This is a genomic window from Bradyrhizobium sp. INPA03-11B (assembly GCF_040446015.1).
Lineage (GTDB): Bacteria > Pseudomonadota > Alphaproteobacteria > Rhizobiales > Xanthobacteraceae > Bradyrhizobium > Bradyrhizobium macuxiense_A.
In genome coordinates, this window is the sequence record NZ_JASGSR010000016.1 from 1 (window position 1) to 20,524 (window position 20,524).

Annotated in this window: 29 protein-coding genes; 6 read left to right on the top strand and 23 right to left on the bottom strand. The window is 63.1% G+C overall.

Annotated elements, in window-relative coordinates:
* On the top strand, nt 1-364 hold a 364-nt coding region (locus tag QMZ05_RS08935), incomplete at its 5' end, for an IS5 family transposase (protein WP_353700453.1).
* Complete coding sequence (locus tag QMZ05_RS08940) at nt 336-1,880, top strand: hypothetical protein (protein WP_353700454.1); 1,545 nt, start codon at nt 336-338, stop codon at nt 1,878-1,880. The genes QMZ05_RS08935 and QMZ05_RS08940, both read left to right, overlap by 29 nt.
* A gap of 154 nt (nt 1,881-2,034) precedes the next feature.
* Here QMZ05_RS08940 and QMZ05_RS08945 read toward each other — a convergent pair whose 3' ends face one another.
* Nucleotides 2,035-2,412 carry a helix-turn-helix domain-containing protein gene (locus QMZ05_RS08945; RefSeq protein ID WP_021081638.1) on the bottom strand — a complete coding sequence of 126 codons (378 nt, stop codon included), beginning with the start codon at nt 2,410-2,412 and terminating at the stop codon, nt 2,035-2,037.
* Between the two features lie 118 nt (nt 2,413-2,530).
* Here QMZ05_RS08945 and QMZ05_RS08950 point away from each other — a divergent pair, with 118 nt between their 5' ends.
* The 3 genes from QMZ05_RS08950 (at nt 2,531) to QMZ05_RS08960 (ending at nt 6,135) form a co-directional block, all read left to right on the top strand.
* The gene (locus QMZ05_RS08950) at nt 2,531-3,544 is read left to right on the top strand and encodes a zinc-binding alcohol dehydrogenase family protein (protein ID WP_353700455.1); all 1,014 of its coding nucleotides are present in this window, start codon (nt 2,531-2,533) and stop codon (nt 3,542-3,544) included.
* Nucleotides 3,545-3,910: 366 nt separating this feature from the next.
* Nucleotides 3,911-4,990, top strand: a complete 1,080-nt coding sequence (locus tag QMZ05_RS08955) for a phosphotransferase (protein ID WP_353700456.1) — start codon at nt 3,911-3,913, stop codon at nt 4,988-4,990.
* A 17-nt stretch (nt 4,991-5,007) separates the two neighbouring features.
* Nucleotides 5,008-6,135, top strand: coding sequence for a hypothetical protein (locus QMZ05_RS08960; RefSeq protein ID WP_353700457.1), 1,128 nt, complete (start codon nt 5,008-5,010; stop codon nt 6,133-6,135).
* 190 nt (nt 6,136-6,325) lie between these two features.
* Here QMZ05_RS08960 and QMZ05_RS08965 read toward each other — a convergent pair whose 3' ends face one another.
* Genes QMZ05_RS08965 through QMZ05_RS08975 form a run of 3 tightly spaced genes read right to left on the bottom strand, consistent with a single transcriptional unit; the run spans nt 6,326 to nt 7,782 of the window.
* Nucleotides 6,326-6,643 carry a DUF1330 domain-containing protein gene (locus QMZ05_RS08965; RefSeq protein WP_353700458.1) on the bottom strand — a complete coding sequence of 106 codons (318 nt, stop codon included), beginning with the start codon at nt 6,641-6,643 and terminating at the stop codon, nt 6,326-6,328.
* Between the two features lie 6 nt (nt 6,644-6,649).
* Complete coding sequence (locus tag QMZ05_RS08970; protein ID WP_353700459.1) at nt 6,650-7,444, bottom strand: SDR family oxidoreductase; 795 nt, start codon at nt 7,442-7,444, stop codon at nt 6,650-6,652.
* A complete protein-coding gene (locus QMZ05_RS08975) occupies nt 7,441-7,782 on the bottom strand; it encodes a hypothetical protein (RefSeq protein WP_353700460.1) in 342 nt (113 codons plus the stop codon). Before QMZ05_RS08975 ends, QMZ05_RS08970 begins: the two co-directional genes overlap by 4 nt.
* Before the next feature lie 63 nt (nt 7,783-7,845).
* Here QMZ05_RS08975 and QMZ05_RS08980 point away from each other — a divergent pair, with 63 nt between their 5' ends.
* Nucleotides 7,846-9,840: a methyl-accepting chemotaxis protein gene (locus tag QMZ05_RS08980; RefSeq protein ID WP_353700461.1), complete on the top strand. Its 1,995-nt coding sequence runs from the start codon at nt 7,846-7,848 to the stop codon at nt 9,838-9,840.
* 227 nt (nt 9,841-10,067) lie between these two features.
* Here QMZ05_RS08980 and rplQ read toward each other — a convergent pair whose 3' ends face one another.
* The 19 genes from rplQ to rplP all read right to left on the bottom strand — a co-directional run bounded on the left by rplQ (nt 10,068) and on the right by rplP (nt 20,507).
* Nucleotides 10,068-10,484: a 50S ribosomal protein L17 gene (gene rplQ / locus QMZ05_RS08985; RefSeq protein ID WP_021081645.1), complete on the bottom strand. Its 417-nt coding sequence runs from the start codon at nt 10,482-10,484 to the stop codon at nt 10,068-10,070.
* Between the two features lie 117 nt (nt 10,485-10,601).
* A complete protein-coding gene (locus QMZ05_RS08990; protein WP_353700462.1) occupies nt 10,602-11,621 on the bottom strand; it encodes a DNA-directed RNA polymerase subunit alpha in 1,020 nt (339 codons plus the stop codon).
* Between the two features lie 129 nt (nt 11,622-11,750).
* On the bottom strand, nt 11,751-12,140 hold the full coding sequence (gene rpsK, locus QMZ05_RS08995) for a 30S ribosomal protein S11 (RefSeq protein ID WP_006021048.1): 390 nt from the start codon (nt 12,138-12,140) through the stop codon (nt 11,751-11,753).
* Nucleotides 12,141-12,254: 114 nt separating this feature from the next.
* Nucleotides 12,255-12,623: a 30S ribosomal protein S13 gene (rpsM, locus tag QMZ05_RS09000; RefSeq protein WP_016843766.1), complete on the bottom strand. Its 369-nt coding sequence runs from the start codon at nt 12,621-12,623 to the stop codon at nt 12,255-12,257.
* A 190-nt stretch (nt 12,624-12,813) separates the two neighbouring features.
* Complete coding sequence (locus tag QMZ05_RS09005; RefSeq protein ID WP_353700463.1) at nt 12,814-13,692, bottom strand: adenylate kinase; 879 nt, start codon at nt 13,690-13,692, stop codon at nt 12,814-12,816.
* Nucleotides 13,693-13,763: 71 nt separating this feature from the next.
* On the bottom strand, nt 13,764-15,098 hold the full coding sequence (gene secY / locus QMZ05_RS09010; protein WP_024578584.1) for a preprotein translocase subunit SecY: 1,335 nt from the start codon (nt 15,096-15,098) through the stop codon (nt 13,764-13,766).
* A gap of 157 nt (nt 15,099-15,255) precedes the next feature.
* Nucleotides 15,256-15,741, bottom strand: a complete 486-nt coding sequence (gene rplO, locus QMZ05_RS09015; protein WP_050625745.1) for a 50S ribosomal protein L15 — start codon at nt 15,739-15,741, stop codon at nt 15,256-15,258.
* A gap of 21 nt (nt 15,742-15,762) precedes the next feature.
* Nucleotides 15,763-15,954: a 50S ribosomal protein L30 gene (gene rpmD, locus QMZ05_RS09020; RefSeq protein ID WP_024578582.1), complete on the bottom strand. Its 192-nt coding sequence runs from the start codon at nt 15,952-15,954 to the stop codon at nt 15,763-15,765.
* Between the two features lie 39 nt (nt 15,955-15,993).
* A complete protein-coding gene (gene rpsE, locus QMZ05_RS09025) occupies nt 15,994-16,569 on the bottom strand; it encodes a 30S ribosomal protein S5 (RefSeq protein ID WP_021081649.1) in 576 nt (191 codons plus the stop codon).
* A 58-nt stretch (nt 16,570-16,627) separates the two neighbouring features.
* A complete protein-coding gene (gene rplR, locus QMZ05_RS09030) occupies nt 16,628-16,987 on the bottom strand; it encodes a 50S ribosomal protein L18 (RefSeq protein ID WP_016843760.1) in 360 nt (119 codons plus the stop codon).
* 11 nt (nt 16,988-16,998) lie between these two features.
* The gene (gene rplF / locus QMZ05_RS09035) at nt 16,999-17,532 is read right to left on the bottom strand and encodes a 50S ribosomal protein L6 (protein ID WP_024578581.1); all 534 of its coding nucleotides are present in this window, start codon (nt 17,530-17,532) and stop codon (nt 16,999-17,001) included.
* 14 nt (nt 17,533-17,546) lie between these two features.
* On the bottom strand, nt 17,547-17,945 hold the full coding sequence (rpsH, locus tag QMZ05_RS09040; RefSeq protein WP_021081651.1) for a 30S ribosomal protein S8: 399 nt from the start codon (nt 17,943-17,945) through the stop codon (nt 17,547-17,549).
* A gap of 16 nt (nt 17,946-17,961) precedes the next feature.
* The gene (gene rpsN / locus QMZ05_RS09045; RefSeq protein WP_016843757.1) at nt 17,962-18,267 is read right to left on the bottom strand and encodes a 30S ribosomal protein S14; all 306 of its coding nucleotides are present in this window, start codon (nt 18,265-18,267) and stop codon (nt 17,962-17,964) included.
* A gap of 46 nt (nt 18,268-18,313) precedes the next feature.
* On the bottom strand, nt 18,314-18,871 hold the full coding sequence (rplE, locus tag QMZ05_RS09050; protein WP_029878722.1) for a 50S ribosomal protein L5: 558 nt from the start codon (nt 18,869-18,871) through the stop codon (nt 18,314-18,316).
* Entirely contained in the window at nt 18,864-19,178 is a 315-nt protein-coding gene (rplX, locus tag QMZ05_RS09055; RefSeq protein ID WP_016843755.1) for a 50S ribosomal protein L24, read from the bottom strand. Before rplX ends, rplE begins: the two co-directional genes overlap by 8 nt.
* Nucleotides 19,178-19,546: a 50S ribosomal protein L14 gene (rplN, locus tag QMZ05_RS09060; RefSeq protein WP_011473865.1), complete on the bottom strand. Its 369-nt coding sequence runs from the start codon at nt 19,544-19,546 to the stop codon at nt 19,178-19,180. Before rplN ends, rplX begins: the two co-directional genes overlap by 1 nt.
* Nucleotides 19,547-19,621: 75 nt before the next feature.
* The gene (rpsQ, locus tag QMZ05_RS09065) at nt 19,622-19,870 is read right to left on the bottom strand and encodes a 30S ribosomal protein S17 (protein WP_016843754.1); all 249 of its coding nucleotides are present in this window, start codon (nt 19,868-19,870) and stop codon (nt 19,622-19,624) included.
* An 11-nt stretch (nt 19,871-19,881) separates the two neighbouring features.
* Entirely contained in the window at nt 19,882-20,088 is a 207-nt protein-coding gene (gene rpmC, locus QMZ05_RS09070) for a 50S ribosomal protein L29 (RefSeq protein WP_021081654.1), read from the bottom strand.
* A gap of 5 nt (nt 20,089-20,093) precedes the next feature.
* Nucleotides 20,094-20,507, bottom strand: a complete 414-nt coding sequence (rplP, locus tag QMZ05_RS09075; protein WP_016843752.1) for a 50S ribosomal protein L16 — start codon at nt 20,505-20,507, stop codon at nt 20,094-20,096.
* Nucleotides 20,508-20,524: the final 17 nt, after the last annotated feature.

The window sequence follows — 20,524 nt, forward strand, 5'->3', positions numbered from 1 at the left end:
CGTACGGGGTTTGGGATGTCCCGTGCGGTTCACGCTCACCGCGGGCCAGAAGGGCGATGCACCGCAAGCCGCCACATTGATCGAGGGATTGCCCGCCGAGGTGGTCATGGCCGATGCGGCCTATGACGCGGATCACTTGCGTCAGGCCATCACAGCCAAGGGCGCGCTTGCCGTCATCCCCAACAACCCGTCACGCGCCCTCAAATATCCCCTCGACAAGCATCTCTATGCCCAGCGGCATCTTGTCGAATGCTGCTTCAGTAAGCTCAAGCAGTTCCGGCGCGTCGCTACACGCTTCGAAAAGACAGCTAGAAATTACCTCGCCGTCGTCACTCTTGCTGCTATCGTCCTATGGATGCGGTAACTGTCCACACCACCTAGAGCGCCTCATCCCGAATCAATTCTCCAGTGGACCGTTCGTCCTCTTTCCAAGCAACAAGACGATTCAAAGTCAGGCCGACGAATTCCTTTTTCATTGCGGCATCGTCGAAAAGGCCGAAACGCTTCGGGGTTGGCTAGCGGAAGACCTGGTATCGGCTCGACTGGAAAACCTCACACAAACACAACCCTCGGGAATCAAACATATCCTCGTTCTAAAGGCGACCGATCCGTCCCTCTACGCGGAAATCGTCGCTCGTGCTCAACGCAAATGGCTCACCGACGTATCACGTGACATGGATCGCGCGTGGGAGGAAGGCCTCGAACGGCGCCATATGAGCATTCTGCCGGAACTTACGAGGCGTGTGGACGTATTTCAGAACTGGGGCATTCGCTATACGACGACCACCGAGATAGATCGCTACTTCGACGAATGGGGGCAGCTATATCTTAGACGAATGTGGAGCCACGACCTCATCGGACCCGAAGAAAAATTGGGCGGCAACCAGTTCAACGAGTACCTCGGTGTTCTCGCTGCGATTTCGGGCCGATGCCAAAAGCACCTGTGCTTCACAGGTCTACTCAGACACAAGCATCCGCATCTTGACTGGCGAAACCTGCTCACGACTTTTGCGCCCTTCGACGAATTTCTAGTGAGTTTGGCCCGGCATCTAGACGCCGACCGCCTCCAGCTCCAACAAATTCTCAGCAGCTTGACACTCGAGCCCTCGAATAAGGACGCGCACCTACAGGCTGCCGAAACCGCATGGGCTCCGATCGTACGGTCGAACCAAAACAACTTCATCCTTCCGGCCTATGGATTGGAAATAAATCCGTTTCTGTTCCTGTTGCGCGATTTGCAAAATAAATATCCTCAAGACTGGTTCGAGATCGCCAATAATCGCGAAAAGAGATGGCGCAGAGAGCTAAATGACGTGTTTTTGCGGCCTCGTTGGACGTGCGCGGAGGCGGGAATTCCATTACGAGACGAGCGACGTGTCATGACCGACATCGACGCTTTGGTCTATGACCACGAGAAGAATGAAATCGGCCTATTTCAGTTGAAGTGGCAGCAACCAGTCGGTCCTCACGGTCGCGGTAGTAGAAGTGCCGCCAAGAATTTGGTCGTGGAATCCAACAAGTGGATCACGCAGGTCAGCGCGTGGCTCTCCAAATACGGAACGGCGCCCTTGCTCGAAAGGCTAGGCGCGTCCCCCACGACGTCCCCGCATGTTATCCTGTTCGTTCTGGGTCGTTACAACGCCCAATTCGCCGGAAAGAGAGTGGTGGATCAAACCGCGGTCTGGGCCGACTGGGCACATTTCATAAGGGCCGTTGCAGAAACCACCAGATCGTCGTTGAGCGACATCGAAATGCGGCTGCGCTCAGAAGCCGCAAGGATCCGTGCGGACTTCCAAGGCGAGAGCTACGTCGTTCCTCTCGATGATATGGCGGTGATATTCAATCCGTCGCAAGAGCCCGAGCAGAGTCCTTCAGAGTAATTTCAGCTCTAACGATGCGCGTGCAATTCGACAAATGCGCCGAGTTGATAGCCGCATACGTATTGAGGAGCCGTAACTCCGTCGTTTTGCCAGATGCCATCATAGCTCTATCTCCTAAGCGCCCTGAGTCGTGCGCAATTTCCAGGTCACGCACCTATGCCGCGCGCTTCTTCTTCACAACGACCTCCGGCGCCGGGGCGCAGGACAACCGTTCCTGATGGCCCTCGCCCCAGGCTTTCAGAATATCGATCACCGGACGCAGGCTCTCGCCGAGTTCGGACAGCGTGTATTCGACCCGCGGCGGCACTTCGGCATAGACCTTGCGGATCACGAGGCCATCGTCCTCGAGCGCCCGCAGCTGCTTGGTCAGCATGCGCTGGGTGATGCCGGGCATCCGCCGCCGCAGTTCGCCGAAGCGCTGGGTACCGGCCTGCAAATGATACAGGATCACGCCCTTCCATTTGCCGTCGATCAGGTCGAGCGCGGCTTCGACCGCGCAGCCCGGCCGGCGGGCAAAATTCTTCCGTTTCATCGATAATTTCCCAATAGTATACAAACAGGGACTAGTTCCCTGATTTTACAGTACTTGCCAAAAGGACGCCAGCGCGACAGGTAAGACGGCAGGCAATCGCCCACCAGGGAGACCAGGCATGAAGGCCGTCGGATACCAAAAGTCGCTGCCGATCGAGGCGGCGGATTCGCTCGTCGATTTCGAGATCGCCAAGCCCGAACCCAGGGGGCGCGACATCCGCGTCGCGGTGAAGGCAATCTCGGCCAACCCGGTCGACTACAAGGTGCGCAAGCGCGCGGCGCCGACCGATGGCGGCTACAAGATCCTCGGCTTTGATGCGGCCGGCGTGGTCGATGCCGTCGGGCCCGACGTCTCGCTGTTCAAGCCCGGCGACGAGGTGTTCTACGCGGGCTCGATCCTGCGCCAGGGCACCAACTCGGAATTTCACCTGGTCGACGAGCGCATCGTCGGCAACAAGCCTACCTCGCTGTCATTCGCGCAGGCCGCCGCCCTGCCCCTGACCTCGATCACCGCATGGGAATTGCTGTTCGACCGGCTCGGTGCGGTGCCGGGCAAGAGCCTCGATCCGCGCACGCTGCTGATCACCGGCGGCGCCGGCGGCGTCGGCTCGATCCTGATCCAGCTGGCGCGCCGCCTCACCGGGCTGACCGTGGTTGCGACCGCGACGCGGCCGGAGTCGGCGAAGTGGTGCCTCGATCTCGGCGCACACGCGGTGATCGATCACTCGCAACCGATGAAGGAGCAGATCGAGAAATTGAAGCTGCCGCCGGTCGGCCTCGTCGCCAGCCTGACGTTTACCGACCAGCACTATAAGTCGATCGCCGACTTCATCGCACCTCAAGGCAAGTTCGGCCTGATCGACGATCCCGCCGAATTCAACGTTGCCGCGTTCAAGGGCAAGGCGGTGTCGATCCACTGGGAGTCGATGTTCACCCGCTCGTCGTTCCAAACGCCCGACATGATCGCGCAGCATCATCTGCTCAACGACGTCGCCGATTTGATCGACAAGGGCGTGCTGCGCACCACGCTCGACCAAACCTTCGGCACCATCAATGCCGCCAACCTCAAGCGCGCCCACGCGCTGCTGGAAAGCGGCAAGTCGCGCGGCAAGATCGTGCTGGAAGGGTGGTAGGCCCCACTGCGGTAGTGGATTAGGCCTATTACGTCACGGTTCTGCCTCCGTCGTCATTGCGAGGAGCGATAGCGACGACGCAATCCATCTAACCGCGTTTGAGGGCAGATGGATTGCTTCGCTTCGCTCGCAATGACGACCGAATTCACTAACCATCATAGGATCCGGGGAAAAACGGCTGCAACGCAGTAAGAGCAGCCGACCCGCCCTACGAGATATCCCACACGCCGGCGCGGCGCTTTTGCCAAAGCCGCCATCGCCTGTATGATCCGCGGCAACGATCACCCCGTCCTCAATCGGGCCGCGCATGATGCGGCCGAGCGGCGGTGACGCCCCAAGGGGATACAAGGGGATGGGAGGAAACCGATGAGTTTGCTCACGGCCGATCCGTCGCGGATCGATCCGGAGTGGATGACGCGGGCGCTGCGCGAAGCCGGCCTGATCGACCAGGCCAAGGTCGTCGATCTCGCTTGCACGCCGGTCGGCAATGGCCTCGTCGGCGACAGCTATCGGTTTCATCTGACCTATGACGGCAACGAGCCGCGCGCGCCCGCAAGCGTCGTCGGCAAATTCCCTGCGGCGGATCCCGACAGCCGCCGGTCCGGTTCCGCACGCACGCTTTACGTCCGCGAGGTTGCGTTCTATCGCGAGCTGGCGGCGACCGTCGCCATTCACACCCCGCGGCCGATCCTCGCCGAAATCGATCCGGCGACCGACGACTTCACACTGATCCTGGAAGATCTCGCGCCCGCACGACCGGGCGACCAGCTCGCCGGATGCGCGATCGCCGACTGCCTGACAGCCATGACCGAGGCGGCCGCGCTGCATGCACCGCGATGGAGCGATCCGACGCTCGACACGGTGCAATGCTTCGTGGTTGCCGCAAGCCGGCGCAGAGACCTTCGCGCGGTGCTGCCCGGCATTATCGCTCACTACAAGGATCGCTATCGCGGCGTGATCGAGCCGGAATTCCTTGATCTGATCGACAAGCTTCCGGACGCGATACCGCGCTACCAGTCCGATCGATCAGTGCCGCGAACGCTGCAGCATGCGGACTTCCGGCTCGACAATATGCTGTTCGAGGTCCGCGGCAACACCCGTCCGATGGCGACGCTGGATTGGCAGACGCTGACGGTGGGGCCTGGGATCGTCGACGTCGCCTATTTCCTGTCGGCCGGCATCGACCCGTCCGAGCGGCGATTACATGAAATTGACCTGGTGCGATTCTATCATTCGGAGCTGATCCGCCGTGGGGTGCGGGACTATGGCTGGGATGATTGCTGGCGGGATTACCGCCGCTACACCCTGCATGGCATCATGATGGGCGTGGTCTCCGCGCTCAGCGTGCAGCGCTCCGAGCGCGGCGACGCACTGTTCCTGAAAATGACCCGCGGCGCCTGCGCGCAAGCGTTGGATCACGACAGTTTCTCATACTGGCGGGACTAACATCGAAAGGGATCGGCGTGCTCAACAAACTTGACGACTTCCCCATCCACCAGACGCCGGAGCCGATCGCGGTTCCCTCGACCAGCGACCGCAATGTCTATGACCGGACCTGGTTCAATGGCTACACCGCCGACGGCGCGTATTATTTCGGCATCGGCATTGCGATCTACCCGCACCGCAAGATCCTCGATTGCGCCTTCAGCGTGGTGGAGCGCGGCGGACGACAGCACTGCTTCTACGGCTCGCGGCGCGCGCCGATCGAGCGCACCGAGATGCAGGTCGGTCCGTTCCGGCTCGAGGTGCTCGAACCGATGTTGCGGACCCGCATCGTGCTCGACGACAATGCGACCGGCCTTGCCTGCGACCTGACCTTCTCCGCGCGCACGGCGGCGATCCAGGAAGCCCGCCAGACGCTCTGGTCGGGCGACCGCCGCGCGATGGATTCGACCCGGTTCGACCAGTTCGGCCGCTGGAGCGGGGTCGTGCATCACCCCGACGGCGGGATCAAGGTCGACGATCGCACCTGCTATGGCACCAAGGATCGCTCCTGGGGCGTGCGCAATGTCGGTGAGCGCGATGTCGGCGGCGCACCGATGCCGCCGCCGAGCGTGTTCTTCCTGTGGGCGCCGCTGGTCTGGGACGACCACATCTCGCACGCCATCTTCTTCGACGGGACGCAGGGCGAGGCGCTGGTCCGCGAGGGCATCACCGCGCCGCTCTACCGGAGCGAGGCCGAGGTCCCCGGCGTGGTCGACGGGCTTGACCGCCGCATGGCGACTGCGCGGCATCGCGTCAAATACGTCCCCAACACGCGGCTCGCGCAGTCGGCGGAAATCGATCTCGTCGATATCGACGGCCACACCACGACCATCGCACTCGACCCGATCCTCAAATTCCAGATGAAGGGCCTCGGCTACGGTCATCCGCAATGGGGCCAGGGCATGTGGAAAGGCGAGCTCGAGATCGGCGGCGAGTCGTTCGATCCCTTGACGCTCGATCCGCTGGCCCGCGAGAACGTGCATGTGCAACAGGTGGTGCGCGCCCGCCAGGGCAGCCAGACTGGGATCGGCGTACTCGAGCAGATATGCTTCGGCCCCTACCGACCCGCAGGATTCAGCGAGTTTCTCGACGGGGCTAAAGCCTAAAGCCTGATAAGATTAGGTTGAGCTGGAACGGCATCAAAAGTTCACCTCTCCCTTGGGAGAGGTCGATTTGCGCAGCAAATCGGGTAAGGGGTTACGGTCTATCGAGAGAGCAAGAGCCCTCACCCGGATTGCTTCGCAATCCGACCTCTCCCCGCCGGGGAGAGGTGAACCAAGATCGCGCCAAGCCGATTCAAGCAAAATTCATCCCGCTTTCGATCTGCGGCACACCCTCGACGAACAGCAGCCGGCGCTCCAGCGCGGTTGCGCGATGCTTCAGCGCTTCGGCGTATTCCGGTGACGCGTACCATTCGCGCAAACGCGCCATCGTCGGAAATTCGACGATGACGATCGCATTCGGCGGCGGACCGCCCTCCACCACTTCGGCGGCGCCGCCGCGCACGATGTAGCGACCGCCATACTGTTCGATGGTTTTCGCCGCCAGCGTTCGATAGGCCTCGAATGCCGCGGCGTCCCGCATTTCGACCTCTGAAATCGCATAGGCCGCCATGCGGCCTCACGCGATCGTATTGACGATGCCGCCCTCGGCGCGCAGCGCAGCGCCATTGGTCGCCGACGCCTGCTTCGAGCAGGCATAGACCACGAGGTTGGCGATCTCCTCGGTGCTGGCAAAGCGCTGCAGCAGCGAGGTCGGCCGGTGCTGCCTGACGAAGTTGGCGGCCGCCTCCTCGACCGACTGGCCGTTCTGCTTCGCGAGATCCTTGACGAAGGTCTCGACGCCCTCGGACATGGTCGGTCCGGGCAGCACCGAGTTGACGGTGACCGCGGTGCCCTTCGTCAGCTCCGCGAGCCCGCGCGCGATCGCCAGCTGCGCGGTCTTGGTCATGCCGTAGTGGATCATCTCGGTCGGAATGTTGAGGCCGGACTCCGAGGAGATGAAGACGATGCGGCCCCAGTTGCGCTTCAGCATGCCCTGCATGTAGCCGCGCGACAGCCGCACGCCCGACATCACGTTGACCTCGAAGAAGCGGCTCCAGTCCTCGTCGGGAATATCGAAGAAGCCCTTCGGCTCGAAGATCCCGGCATTGTTGACGAGGATGTCGACCTCGGGAAGCGCCGCGAGCAGCGCCTTGCAGCCGGCCGCGGTCGAGACGTCGGCGGCTACGCCGCGCACCTTCGCACCCGATACCGCCTGCGCGATCGCGGCGACCGCTGCATCGACCTTGGCCTGACCGCGGCCATTGACCACGACCTCGGCGCCGGTCGCTGCCAGCCCCTTGGCGATGGCGTGGCCGATACCCGCGGTCGATCCGGTCACCAGCGCAGTCTTTCCGGAAAGGTCGATTTTCATGAGAGATCTCCTGTGAAGCGTACCGGACATATTTGGATGCGCGCGCGCCGATGCAACCGGGGTGCGAGCAGGCGCATGCGCAAATCCGCGGCAGCGCGGACCGGCATCTCAGCACCGCCGGCGACCGGCGGCAACCGTGTCGCGCGGATGACGCGTGAGGCACGGCGCGCATTTTCGTCGCGAGTCAAATCGTCGCGCAATTTTGGTTGATGCATCGTCACTGCGACCTTCATCCAATCTTCATATGAAACACCGCGTGCGCGCTGAACGCTTTCACACATTGTCAATTCGCCGCCGCTAAGCGTCGCTGCAAACAGCGCGAGCTGTTGTGTTGCCAACCGGACGCGACCTGCGCTTCAACAACGACGTCCGGAGCTCTGCGACTGACAGGAATGCATCAGATGTTCGTTGTATCCAGGATGAAGCCGTTCGCCGCTGATATCCTGAAGCGATTTCGCCCCAGCCTCAAAAGCCAGATCGCGATGCTCGGGATTGGCGGCGTCGCCATCATCAGTGTCACCTGCCTCGGCGGCCTCGACTACGCCGCCAATGTTCAGCGCGAGTCGGACCAGAACATGCGGTTCAGGGCGCAGCTGTCCGAGCTCTCGGATGGCTTCCTGGAGACGCAGCAGATCGCGGCCCGCTTCCTGAAGTCGCGCGATGAGGGCCTGGCGAAGCAGCTCGCCGCGGGCGTCGCCGACGAGATCGCCCTGCTCGACAAGCTCGAAGCCTTCGCGATGGCCGCGCCGGAAGGTGATCCGATCCGGCAGGTTGCCTCGCTGCGCAGCGGAATCAATCTCTACGCGACGCGCTTCCAGAACATTGTCGGCGCTCAGCGCGTCCTCGGCATGACTGCGAATGACGGCTTGCAGGGCAAGTTGCGTAGCGCGGTTCAGCAATTCGAAGCCAAGGTCGGGCAGATCGATCAGCCGCGCCTGACCATCTTGCTGCTGACGATGCGCCGCCTTGAGAAGGATTTCGCGCTGAGCGGCGAAGAGCGCTTCGGCGACCAGCTCAACGCGCGCGAGGACGAGTTCGAGACCGCGCTGGCTGCGTCTATCCTCTCCGCGGATGTGAAGACCGAGCTGCTCGGGCTTGCCCGCGCCTACAAGCTTGCTTTCGCCGGCTTCCTGGTCTCGCGCCAGACGCTCGACGATCAGCTCGACGACCTCAGCCAGATCTTCGACCGCACCCGCCCGGTGCTGGTCAAGGTCGCGGACGCCGCCAACGTCCGTGCCGAGCTCGCGCAGCGCAAGGCCGACGCGTTCAGGCAGACGTTCAGCTGGCTGATCGGGATCGTTGCGTTCGTTCTGACGCTGTTTGCGATCCTGTTCGGCCGGCGGGTCGCGGGCCTGATCAGCCGGATGAGCGCGGCGATGCGGCAGCTCGCCGAAGGGCAGTTCGACGTCGTGCTGCCCGGCCTCGAGCGCAGCGACGAGATCGGCGGCATGGCGCAGGCGGTCGAGAGCTTCAAGACCAGGGCGCAGGAGAAGGCGCGCGCCGAGCTCGATGCCCGGCTCGAAGAAGACCGCCGCGCCGCGGGTCGGCACAGGGCCGAACTGGCGCGGCTCGCGGCGGCGTTCGAGGCCAGCGCCGGCAACGTCATCGCGACGGTATCAGCGGCGTCCGAGGAGCTTGCGGCGTCGGCGCGCGACCTGAGCGACACCGCCCATCACACCCAGGACCTGTCCGCCAATGTCGCGGCCGCCTCCGAGGAGGCCTCCGACAATGTCAGGCGGGTCGCGGCGGCGACCGAACAGATGATCGCATCGGCTTCCGAGATCGGGCGCCAGGTCGGCGAATCGGCCAGCTTCGCCAGCGATGCGGTCGCACAGGCGCAGCAGACCGACGCGCGGATGGCCCAGCTGGCATCCGCCGCCGATCGCATCGGCAACGTGGTGCAACTGATCGCTGCGATCGCGCGGCAGACCAATTTGCTCGCGCTCAACGCGACCATCGAGGCCGCGCGCGCCGGCAACGCAGGCTCGGGCTTTGCCGTGGTCGCGCAGGAGGTCAAGACGCTCGCCAGGCAGACCGCTGAGGCCACCGAGGACATCCGCGCGCAGATCGCGGATATCCAGGCGGCAACGCGGGAATCCGCCGGCGCGATCAGCGATATCGCCGGCATCATCCAGCGGATCGCGCGGATAGCCTCCGACGTGGCTGGTGCCATCGATGCGCAAGGCAGCGCGACGCGGAGCATCGCGGAAAACGTTCAGATCGCTTCAGAGCGAACCGCGCAGGTGGCGGTCAGCATCGGACAGGTGGCCAGCGGCGCATCCAGGACCGGCACCGCCTCGTCCCAGGTGCTGAGCTCGTCGCGGCTGCTGTCGGACGGCAACGTCCGCTTGCGGCAGGAGCTCGACAACTTCGTCGCGACCATCCGCGCCGGATGACCGCCTGGCTCATCCTCTTATCCTGCAGGATGTAACGCCCCTGTTCGATCGTCATTGCGAGGAGCGATAGCGACGAAGCAATCCATGTCTCCGCTCCCGGCGCGATGGATTGCTTCGCTTCGCTCGCAATGACGTTGATGGAGCGGTGCGCAGCGGAGGACTTTCCATGGCGCAAACAAAAACGGCGCCCGAAGGCGCCGCTTTCAAAACCCTGGCTCGAAGCCGGCTTACGCCGCCTCGGCTTCCTTATCCTGGGCGGGACCGGAGTCCTGGCCCTTGGCGTCGACGTCGCGGTCGACGAACTCGATCACGGCCATCGCCGCGTTGTCGCCGTAGCGGAAGCCGGCCTTGATGATGCGGGTGTAGCCGCCCTGGCGGTCCTTGTAGCGGGTCGCCAGCGTGTCGAACAGCTTCTTGACCTGATCCTGGTCGCGCAGCTCCGAGATCGCCTGGCGACGCAGGGCGAGGCCGCCCTTCTTGCCGAGGGTGACGAGCTTCTCGACGATCGGCCGCAGCTCCTTGGCCTTCGGCAGCGTGGTGACGATCTGCTCGTGCTTGATCAGCGCGGCCGCCATGTTGGCGAACATCGCACGCCGGTGCTCGGCGGTGCGGTTGAGCTTCCGATGAACCTTGCCGTGACGCATTGACTTCTTCCTTCTTCTATTCTGTCGCGGTGGTTCAGCGACAAGTGCAGGTGGGCATCCTGCGTTCGCCCGGTAGAATCATGGCCGGGACAGCCCGGCCATGATGATTGAATCGGATCAGTAGTGATCCTCGAAGCGCTTGGCGAGCTCGTCGATGTTCTCCGGCGGCCAGCCCGGCACTTCCATGCCGAGGTGCAGACCCATCTGGGCCAGCACTTCCTTGATCTCGTTCAGCGACTTGCGGCCGAAGTTCGGGGTGCGGAGCATTTCCGCTTCCGACTTCTGCACGAGGTCGCCGATGTAGACGATGTTGTCGTTCTTCAGGCAGTTTGCCGAACGCACCGACAGCTCGAGCTCGTCGACCTTCTTGAGGAACGCCGGGTTGAACGCGAGATCGGGGATGATCTCCTGCGTGACTTCCTTGCGCGGCTCTTCGAAGTTGACGAACACGTTGAGCTGATCCTGCAGGATGCGCGCGGCATAGGCCACCGCGTCCTCCGGCGTGATCGCGCCGTTGGTCTCGATCGTCATGGTCAGCTTGTCGTAGTCGAGGATCTGGCCCTCACGGGTGTTCTCGACCTTGTAGGAGACCTTGCGGACCGGCGAGAACAGGCTGTCGACCGGGATCAGGCCGATCGGGGCGTCCTCGGGACGGTTGCGCTCGGCAGCGACATAGCCCTTGCCGGTCGTGACCGTGAACTCCATGCGGATCTCGGCGCCGTCGTCCAGCGTGCAGAGCTGCAGGTCGGGGTTGAGCACGGTGACGTCGCCGACAGTCTGGATGTCGCCGGCGGTGACGGCGCCCGGGCCCTGCTTCTTCACGACCATGCGCTTCGGGCCTTCGCCCTGCATCTTGATCGAGATGTCCTTGATGTTGAGCACCATGTCGGTGACGTCCTCGCGAACGCCAGCGATCGAGGAGAACTCATGCAGCACGCCGTCGATGTGCACCGACTGCACCGCCGCGCCTTGCAGCGAGGACAACAGGATGCGGCGCAGCGCGTTGCCGAGCGTCTGGCCGAAGCCGCGCTCGAGCGGCTCGGCGACCACGGTGGCGAACCGGCTCGCGTCCGAGCCCGGCGTCACCTGCAGCTTGTTCGGTCGAATGAGTTCTTGCCAATTTTTCTGGATCGTCACTGTTTCACCCTTTGCCGGTCATCGGGCCAATCGAATGGCCAAACCTGGCGTTGGAGATCGCGGATCAGTCCGCGCGGTCAATTCCAAAAACCATCGCAGGGCGGCCAGAGGCCGCCCGCGACTTACAGATCAAACGCGCCGACGCTTGCGCGGACGGCAGCCATTGTGCGGGATCGTGGTCACGTCGCGGATCGAGGTGACGGTGAAGCCCGCAGCCTGCAGGGCACGGAGCGCCGACTCACGGCCCGAACCCGGGCCGGCCACTTCAACCTCCAGCGTGCGCATGCCGTGTTCCTGCGCCTTCTTGGAGACGTCTTCCGCCGCGACCTGCGCGGCATAGGGGGTCGACTTGCGCGAGCCCTTGAAGCCCATCGTGCCGGCCGACGACCAGGCGATGGTGTTGCCCTGCGCGTCGGTGATGGTGATGGTCGTGTTGTTGAACGACGAATTCACGTGCGCGATGCCGGAGGCGATGTTCTTGCGTTCGCGGCGGCGTACGCGGGTGGCTTCCTTGCCCATTTCAAACCTTTCCTGTGATCTCAACGCCGCCGTAGTGCCAGCGGCTACACCTCAAAACGCAAATGGCGAGTAGCGAATTTCGATTCGCTACTCCCCACCTGCAATTCGCAAAACTTACTTCTTCTTGCCGGCGATCGCCTTGGCCGGCCCCTTGCGCGTGCGCGCATTGGTGTGGGTGCGCTGGCCGCGCACCGGCAGACCGCGGCGATGACGCAGGCCGCGATAGCAGCCGAGGTCCATCAGCCGCTTGATGTTGATGCCGACCTCGCGACGGAGGTCGCCCTCGACCAGATAGTCGCGGTCGATGACTTCGCGGATCTGGAGGACCTCCTGGTCGGTCAACTGGTTGACGCGACGATCCACTGGGATCTTCACCTTCTCCATGATGTCGGCAGCGTTCTTCTGGCCGATGCCATGGATGTACTGAAGCGCGATCAGGACGCGCTTGTTGGTCGGGATGTTGACGCCGGCAATACGGGCCACGGACTTCTCTCCTGTCGCCGCTCCATCACGGATACGGGCTTCTCAAGTTCTTGCTACCTGCGGGCTTGTGTCCACAAACGCGAACACGACGCCCACCCCTCGTGTCCTTTGGGGCCCGGCATCGTCATAAAACTATCCAACTTGGATGCGGGGCTTATTAAAGGATTCATGTCGGTTTCGTCAACCGCTCCTAGCGTTTAGCTCGCTTTTTCGTGAGCTTTTTTGCTGCCTTTTTGGGCGCTTTTACCCCCTTCCGGGCATTCGCAGCGCTGGCGGCCTTCTTTCCAGCCTTCTTGGCGGCTTTCTTCGTCCCCCTGGCGTTGGAGACCGCCTTGGTGGCCTTCCGGGCCGGTTTGGCGGCCTTCTTGGCCGATTTAGCAGCGTTCTTGGTCGCCTTCTTCGCGGTCTTCTTGGCCGTCGTGGAGGCCTTCGACGCGCTCTTGGCAGCCCGCTTGGGCTCCTCGTGCTCCTTCGGTTCCAGCGCGCCGAGCGCGGTCAGGATCCGGTTGATCTCGCGGGTGACGTGCTCGATGGTCATCATGCCATCGACGGTCAGGAGCTTCCGCCGCTCCGAATAATAGTGAATCAGCGGTTCCGTCAGCGAACGGTACTGCGCCAGGCGCTTGGTCAGCACCTCCGGTGTGTCATCGAGGCGCACTTCCTCGCCGCGCGCACGGGTTTCCTCAGCACGCTTCTCGACGCGGGCGAGCAGCGCGCTCTCGTTGACGCGCAGCTCGACGACGGCGTCGAGCTTGAGATGCTTTTTCCGGAGCAGTTCGTCGAGCGCCTCGGCCTGCGGCACGGTGCGCGGGAAGCCGTCGAGAATGAAGCCCTTCTTGGCATCGGGCTCCTCGATTCGGTCGGCGATGATTCCCACCACGACCTCGTCGGGAACCAGGCCGCCATTGGCCATGATCTCCTTGGCCTGCAGTCCGACCGGGGTGCCCGCGGCAACCGCGGCGCGCAGCATCTCGCCGGTCGAGAGCTGAACGATGCCATGCCGGTGCACCAGCCGCTGCGCCTGGGTTCCCTTGCCCGAGCCCGGCGGCCCCAAAAGGATCAATCTCATATCTGTTTCGCCCCCCGGCTAGGTGGGCGACGTCCGCACACCTGTGTTTTGAGTTTGAAGCCGCGCCGCGATCAGCGGCGGCGGCCTCCCCTGAGCTTCGACTTCCTGATCAGCCCTTCATACTGATGCGCGAGCAGATAGCCCTGCACCTGCGACACCGTATCCATCGTGACGCTGACGACGATCAGAAGCGAGGTGCCACCAAAGTAGAACGGGACCGAGGCATAGGAAATCAGAATTTCCGGAATCAAGCAGACGATCGCGAGATAGATCGCGCCGAGCACCGTGATGCGCGACAGCACGTAGTCGATATATTCCGCCGTGCGCTCACCGGGCCGGATGCCCGGGATGAAGCCGCCATGCTTCTTCAGATTGTCAGCGGTCTCGGTCGGGTTGAATACGATCGCGGTGTAGAAGAAGGCGAAGAACACGATCAGCGCCAGATAGAGCAGCAGGAACAGCGGACGGCCGTGGCTGAGCTGGGTGGTGAGCCACTGGAACCATTCCGGTCCCTTGCCGGCGTTGAAGTTCGCAACCGTGGTCGGCAGCAGCAGCAGCGACGAGGCGAAGATCGGCGGAATCACGCCCGAGGTGTTGAGCTTGAGCGGCAGATGCGAGGACTGGCCCTCGAACATCTTGTTGCCGACCTGGCGCTTCGGATACTGGATCAGCAGCCGGCGCTGGGCGCGTTCCATGAACACGATGAAGGCGATCACGGCGACCGCCATCACGATGACGATCAGGATCAGGCCGGTCGACATCGCGCCCTGGCGGCCGAGTTCCAGCATGTTGGCGAGCGCCGACGGCAGCTCGGCGACGATGCCGGACAGGATGATCAGCGAAATTCCGTTGCCGATGCCGCGCGAGGTGATCTGCTCGCCGAGCCACATCAGGAACATGGTGCCGCCGGTCAGCGTGATCGCGGTCGAGATCCGGAAGAACATGCCGGGGTCGCTGACGACGTTGCCGGCGCCTTCGAGGCCGATCGCGATGCCGTAGGACTGGAACAGCGCCAGGATCACCGTCAGATAGCGGGTGTACTGGTTCAGCGTCTTGCGGCCCGCCTCGCCTTCCTTCTTGAGCGCCTCGAGCTGCGGCGACACGGTGGTCAAGAGCTGCACGATGATCGATGCCGAGATGTACGGCATGATGTTCAGCGCGAAGATCGCCATGCGGTGGATGCCGCCGCCGGCGAACATGTTGAACATGCCGAGGATGCCGCCGGACTGGCTGCGGAACACCTGCTCCCAGATGTTGGGATCGATGCCGGGCAGCGGGATGTAGGTGCCCAGCCGATAAACAAGCAGCGCACCCAGGGTGAACCAGATGCGCTTCTTCAGCTCGTCGGCTTTCGCCAGCTGTCCGAAATTGAGGTTGGCGGCAAGTTGTTCGGCTGCTGAGACCATGTTCGGCTTTCTCCCGGAGCCCGCTTCGCCGACGCCCCAAGAACTCGTTCTATCGGGGCAATCGGCAGACACCGGACATTATCTGGTGCTCGGCCTCGATAAGTCCATCATTCGATCTGCGGATTGCCCGCGCCGCGCGCGGGCAATGACGCAGATGTTACGCCGCCTCGCCTTCTTCCTTGGCGGGGGCCAGGATCTTGACCGAGCCGCCGGCCTTTTCGACCGCGGCAATGGCCGACTTGGAAGCGCCGTGCGCTTCGATGGTCAGCTTGGTCTTGATCTCGCCGCGGCCGAGCAGCCGCAGGCCGTCCTTGGCGCGGCGCAGCACGCCGGCCTTGACCAGCGTTTCGACGGTCACGGTCTCGCTGGCGTTGACCAGCTTGTTGTCGATCGCTTCCTGCAGACGGTCGAGATTGATCTCGGCGAAGTCGAGCCGGAAGATGTTGTTGAAGCCGCGCTTCGGCAGACGGCGATGCATCGGCATCTGGCCGCCTTCGAAACCCTTGATGCGGACGCCCGAACGCGCGGTCTGGCCCTTGCCGCCGCGACCCGAGGTCTTGCCCTTGCCGGAACCGATGCCACGGCCGACACGCATGCGCTTCTTGCGCGAGCCGGCGTTGTCGGCGATATCGCTGAGCTTCATCGCCCTTCTCCTTATCTCTGCTTACTCGCCGACGACGCGGACGAGATGCTGAACCTTGCTGATCATGCCGCGAACTTCAGGAGTGTCCTGCAGCTCGGCAACCCGGCCGATCTTGTTGAGCTTGAGGCCGATCAGCGTCGAACGCTGCGAGTGATGGCGGCGGATCGCGCTGCCGGTCTGCTCGACCTTGATCGTCTTGCTGGCCTTGGCCATGACAGTAACTCCGAATAGCGCTTCGAAAAGCGCGCGTTGTTATTCCGCCACCACTTCGGCGTCGCCGCCGACGCGGCGCGACTGCAGGGTGGAGACCTTGATGTTGCGGCGCGCAGCCACCGAGCGCGGCGAATCCTGATGCTTCAGCGCGTCGAAGGTCGCGCGAACCATGTTGTAGGGATTCGACGAGCCGATCGACTTCGCCACCACGTCCTGGATGCCGAGCGTCTCGAACACCGCACGCATCGGGCCGCCGGCGATGATGCCGGTACCCGCCGGAGCGGTGCGCAGATAGACGCGGCCGGCGCCGTGACGGCCGGCGACGTCGTGATGCAACGTGCGGCCTTCGCGCAGCGCGACGCGCGTCAGGTTGCGCTTCGCCGACTCGGTCGCCTTGCGGATCGCTTCCGGAACTTCGCGCGCCTTGCCGTGGCCGAAACCGACCCGGCCCTTCTGGTCGCCGATCACGACCAGCGCAGCAAAGCCGAAGCGCTTGCCGCCCTTGACGACCTTCGCCACGCGATTGATGTGGACGAGCTTGTCGACGAACTCGCTGTCGCGCTCCTCGCGCTCCCTGCTCCGTTCGCGTCCGCCGCGTTCGCGTTCACCTGCCATGGTGTTTTCCAATCTCTAGGAGGCTTGCGCCTCTTTCCTCGTAATCGTTCAAATTCGGTTAGAAGCTGAGCCCGCCTTCGCGCGCCGCATCCGCGAGCGCCTTGACGCGCCCGTGATAGATGTAGGCGCCGCGATCGAACACGACTTCCTTGACACCCTTCTGCGCCGCGCGTTCCGCCAGCAGCTTGCCGACGGCCTTCGCAGCATCGATGTCGGCGCCGGTCTTGCCGGCGTCGCGCATGGTCTTCTCCAGCGACGAGGCTGAGGCGAGCGTCTCGCCCTTCTGGTCGTCGATGACCTGGGCGTAGATGTGCTTGGACGAGCGGAACACCGACAGCCGCGGACGGCCGCCTGCCGAGCGGCGAAGCGCAAGGCGCACGCGCTGCTTGCGCCGGGCATTCGTAACCTTGAGTGACATGACCGGCTCCGTTACTTCTTCTTGCCTTCCTTGCGGAAGATGAATTCGTTGGCGTACTTCACGCCTTTGCCCTTGTAGGGCTCCGGCGGACGGTAGGCGCGGATCTCGGCGGCGACCTGGCCGACGCGCTGCGGATCGTTGCCGGTGATCGTGATCTCGGTCGGCTTCGGCACCGCGATGGTGATGCCTTCCGGGATCGCGTAGACCACGTCGTGGCTGTAGCCGAGCGCGAGCTGCAGGTTCTTGCCCTGCATCGCGGCGCGGTAACCGACGCCGGTGATCTCGAGCTTCTTCTCGAAGCCCTTGGTGACGCCCTCGACGAGGTTGGCGACCTGCGCGCGCGCGGTGCCGTACATCGCCTGCGCGCGGTTGGTCTTGACGCGCGGAGCGACCTTGACCTGGCCGTTCTCGAACTTCACCTCAACGTCGTCATGCACGACGAACTGAAGCTGGCCCTTCGGCCCCTTCACCTTGACGGTCTGGCCTTCGACTGTCGCCGTCACACCCGACGGGATCGCCACCGGCCTTTTGCCGATACGTGACATCGTAAAATCCTTCCTCAGAACACCGTGAAGAGAACTTCGCCGCCCACGTTGGCGTCGCGCGCCTCGTGGTCAGCCATGATTCCCTTCGGCGTCGACAACACCGAAATGCCGAGACCGTTGTTCACGCGCGGCAGGTTCTTCACCGAGGCGTAAACGCGGCGGCCCGGCTTCGACACCCGCTCGATCTCGCGGATGACGGGCTCGCCGTCGAAATACTTCAGCTCGATCTCGAGCTCGCTGCGGCCCGAGGCATGCTCGACGCTGGCGTAGCCGCGGATGTAACCCTCGGACTTCAGCACTTCGAGCACGTTGGCGCGCATCTTCGAGCCGGGGCTCGAGACCTTGGACTTGGAGCGCATCTGCGCGTTGCGGATGCGGGTGATGAGATCGCTGATCGGATCGTGCGTAGACATTGTTCCGACCCTCCCCTTACCAGCTCGACTTCACGAGGCCGGGAACGAGGCCCTTGGAGCCGAGTTCACGCAGCGCGATGCGCGACAGCTTGTTCTTGCGATAGTTCGAGCGCGGGCGCCCGGTCAGCTCGCAACGGTTGCGGATGCGCGTCGGCGACGAGTTGCGCGGCATCTCGGCGAGCTTCAGCGTCGCCGCGAAGCGCTCTTCCATCGGCTTGGTCTTGTCGGCGATGATCGCCTTCAGCTTCTCGCGGCGCGGGCCGGCGTTCTTCGCCATCCGCTTGCGCCGGTTGTTCTTCTCGACTGAACTCTTCTTTGCCATGCTTGGCTCCTGGGTATCCGCGTTTGAGTGGCTTTGGCTCAGCTACTCACTGCCGGAACGGGAAATTGAAAGCGGTCAACAAGGCGCGCGCCTCGTCGTCGGTCTTTGCGGTGGTGCAGACCGTGATGTCCATGCCACGCGCTTCCGAGACCTTGTCGAAGTCGATCTCGGGGAAAATGATGTGCTCCTTGATGCCGAGCGAATAGTTGCCGCGGCCGTCGAAGCTCTTCGGGTTCAGGCCGCGGAAGTCGCGGACGCGGGGCAGCGCCACGTTCACCAGGCGGTCGATGAACTCGTACATATGGGTCTTGCGCAGCGTGACCTTGCAGCCGATCGGCTGGTTCTCACGCAGCTTGAAGGTCGCGATCGCGATCCGCGAATAGGTCACGATCGCCTTCTGGCCGGCGATCTGGGTCAGCTCGGCGGCGGCGGTCTCGGCCTTCTTGCGGTCGTTGACGGAATCGCCCACGCCCATGTTGAGCACGACCTTGTCGAGGCGCGGCACCTGCATCACGTTGGCATAACCGAACTTCTCGGTCATCATGCCGCGGATCTTCTTGTCGTATTCCGTGCGCAGACGCGGAATGTAAGCTGTATCAGCCATCGATCTCTGCTCCCGAGCTCTTGGCAACACGAACCTTCTTGCCATCGGCCTGAATCTTGAACCCGATGCGGGTCGGCTTTCCGTCCTTGCCGACATACGCAATGTTGGAAAGGTCGATCGGCATCTCCTTGGAGATGATGCCGCCTTCCTGGGTCTGGGTCTGCTTCTGGTGACGCTTCACCATGTTGATGCCGCGAACGAGAGCCTTGTTCTCGTCCGGACGCACCTCGAACACCTCGCCGGTGCGACCCTTGTCGCGGCCGGTGAGCACCATCACCTTGTCGCCCTTGCGGATCTTGGCAGCCATCACAGCACCTCCGGCGCGAGCGAAATGATCTTCATGTGGTTCTTGGCGCGCAGCTCGCGCGGCACCGGCCCGAAAATACGGGTGCCGACCGGCTCGGACTGATTGTTGATCAGCACGGCGGCGTTGCGGTCGAAACGGATGACCGAACCGTCGGCGCGGCGGATGTCCTTGCGGACCCGGACCACGACGGCCTTCATCACGTCGCCCTTCTTCACCTTGCCACGCGGAATGGCTTCCTTGATCGACACAACGATAACGTCGCCCACGGTGGCATAGCGGCGCTTGGAACCTCCAAGAACCTTGATGCACATGACACGGCGTGCGCCTGAATTATCGGCCACGTCGAGGTTGGTCTGCATCTGAATCATTGATGCACCTCGTCCTCTTTCTGCGCTTTAGCGCGCTCAAAATTTCCCTGAATGACTTCGGCCAGGCCGAAGATATCAGGCCGTTTTCTTGTGTTCGCCCCGGACCACGGTCCAGCGCTTCAGCTTCGAGATCGGCTTCGATTCCTCGATCCAGACCATGTCGCCCGGCTTGAACTGGTTGTTCTCGTCGTGCGCGTGGTAGTTCTTGGAACGGCGGATCGTCTTCTTGTAGATCGGGTGGGTGAAGCGGCGATCGACGCGCACCACGATGGTCTTGGCTTGCTTGTCGCTGACGACCACGCCCTGCAGAGTACGTTTCGGCATAGGCTTGCCCCTTACTTCTTCTTCGCGCGCAGCTGCGCGGCGATGGTCTTGATACGAGCGATGTCGCGGCGGGCTTCCCGCATCCGCGAGGTGTTCTCCAGCTGCCCGGTGGCGCGCTGGAAACGCAGGTTGAAGCGTTCCTTCTTCAGGTTCAGGACCGCGTCTTCCCGCTGGTCGTCGCTCATCGCGCGAATGTCTTCAACTTTCATCTCGGCCATGGCGATTACTCCGCAATGCGCGCAACGAAGCGCGTCTTGATCGGCAGCTTGGCGGCGGCGAGCGACAGCGCTTCCTTCGCGGTCTGCACCGGCACGCCGTCGATCTCGAACATCACGCGGCCCGGCTTGATCCGGACCACCCACAATTCAGGCGCGCCCTTGCCGGAGCCCATGCGGACTTCGGCGGGCTTCTTCGACACCGGCACGTCCGGGAACACGCGGATCCAGACGCGGCCGGCGCGCTTCATGTGACGGGTCAGCGCGCGGCGGGCGGCTTCGATCTGACGGGCGGTGACGCGCTCAGGCTCCATCGCCTTCAGGCCGAACTGGCCAAACGCCAACGTCGCGCCAGAGGTCGCAACGCCGTGGATACGGCCCTTATGCGCCTTCCGGAACTTCGTTTTCTTAGGTTGCATCATGGCTTTAAGCCCTCAAA